Raw genomic sequence first — 1,412 nt, 5'->3', positions numbered from 1 at the left:
GGTGGGGGGAGTTGGGTGGTGTTGGTCTTGCCGTTGGGGTGTTGGGGGAGGGTGGTGAGGTGGGTGAGGTAGGTGGGGATCATGGCTGGGGGGAGGTGTTGGGTGAGGTGGGTGCGGAGTTGGGTGGGGGTGGGGGGTGTGGGGGTGTTGGTTGTGTAGTAGGTGGCGAGGTGGGTGTGTCCGTCGTCTGTGGTGTGGGTGGTGGTGATGGTGTGGGTGATGTCGGGGTGGGTGTGCAGGGCGGTGTCGATTTCTGCGGGTTCGATGCGTTGGCCGCGGATTTTGATTTGGTGGTCGGTGCGGCCGAGGTAGGTGATGGTGCCGTCGGGGTTGTAGTGGGCGAGGTCGCCGGTGTTGTAGAGGCGTTTGCCGGGGTGGGTGGGGTGGGGGGTGAAGCGGTCGGCGGTGAGGGCGGGGTGGTGGTGGTAGCCGCGGGCGAGGGGGGTGCCGCCGATGTGGAGGGTGCCGGTGACGCCGATGGGGGTGGGTTGGTGGTGGGTGTCGAGGATGTGGAGGTCGGTGGCGTTGATGGGGGTGCCGATGGGGATGGGGGTGTTGGTGGTGGTGTGGCTGTGGGTGGTGGTGTGGGCGGTGACGTCGATGGCGGCTTCGGTGGGGCCGTAGAGGTTGTGGAGTTGGGTGGTGGGGAGGGTGGTGTGGTGGGTGTGGGTGAGGTGGGGGGTGAGTTCTTCGCCGGAGACGATGAGGTGTTTGAGGGTGGTGCAGTGGTGGGTGGTGGGGTTGTCGAGGAAGTAGCGGAGCATGGAGGGGACGAAGTGGCAGACGGTGATGTGGTGGGTTTGGATGAGGTGGGCGAGTTGGTGGGGGTCGCGGTGGGCTCCGGGTGGGGTGAGGTGGAGGCTGGCGCCGGTGGTCAGGGGCCAGGTCCATTCCCATCCGTTGACGTCGAAGCCGATGGGGGTTTTGAACAGGATCCGGTCGGCTGGGGTGAGGGGGTAGGTGTTCTGCATCCAGGCGATGCGGTTGGTGAAGGCGGCGTGGGTGTTGACGGCGCCCTTGGGCCGGCCGGTGGAGCCTGAGGTGTAGAGGACGTAGGCGGCGTTGGCCGGGTCCATGACCGGGCCAGGTGTGGTGGCGGGTTGGGCGGTGATGGCGTCGCGTTCGGTGTCCAGGTCCAGGAGCTGGGTGGCCGGAGGCAGGTCGAAGGTGGCTGCCGTGTCGCGGGTGTGGTGGTGGGTGAGGATGAGGGGGGTGCGGGAGGTGGTGGCCATGTGGGTGAGGCGGGCCGGGGGGTAGTCGGGGTCCAGGGGGAGGTAGGCGGCGCCTGCTTTGAGGACGGCGACCAGGGAGACGATGAGGTCCAGGCTGCGGTGCAGGCACAGACCGACCACGTCCTCCACGCCGATCCCGTGCGCGATCAGGTGGTGGGCGAGCCGGTTGGAGGCCTGATC

At 67.8% G+C, this 1,412-nt stretch carries 1 protein-coding gene; it reads right to left on the bottom strand.

Going from position 1 to position 1,412, the window contains the following annotated elements; translation table 11 throughout:
* Positions 1 to 1,412 (bottom strand): amino acid adenylation domain-containing protein (locus ACFQ7F_RS45870; protein ID WP_383285759.1); only part of this gene is annotated, 1,412 nt, incomplete at both ends.

It is taken from the genome of Streptomyces sp. NPDC056486 (assembly GCF_042795295.1).
Taxonomy (GTDB): Bacteria; Actinomycetota; Actinomycetes; order Streptomycetales; family Streptomycetaceae; genus Streptomyces.
Note: the sequence above shows the minus strand (reverse complement) of the source record. Positions and strands in the feature narration are given on the sequence as shown.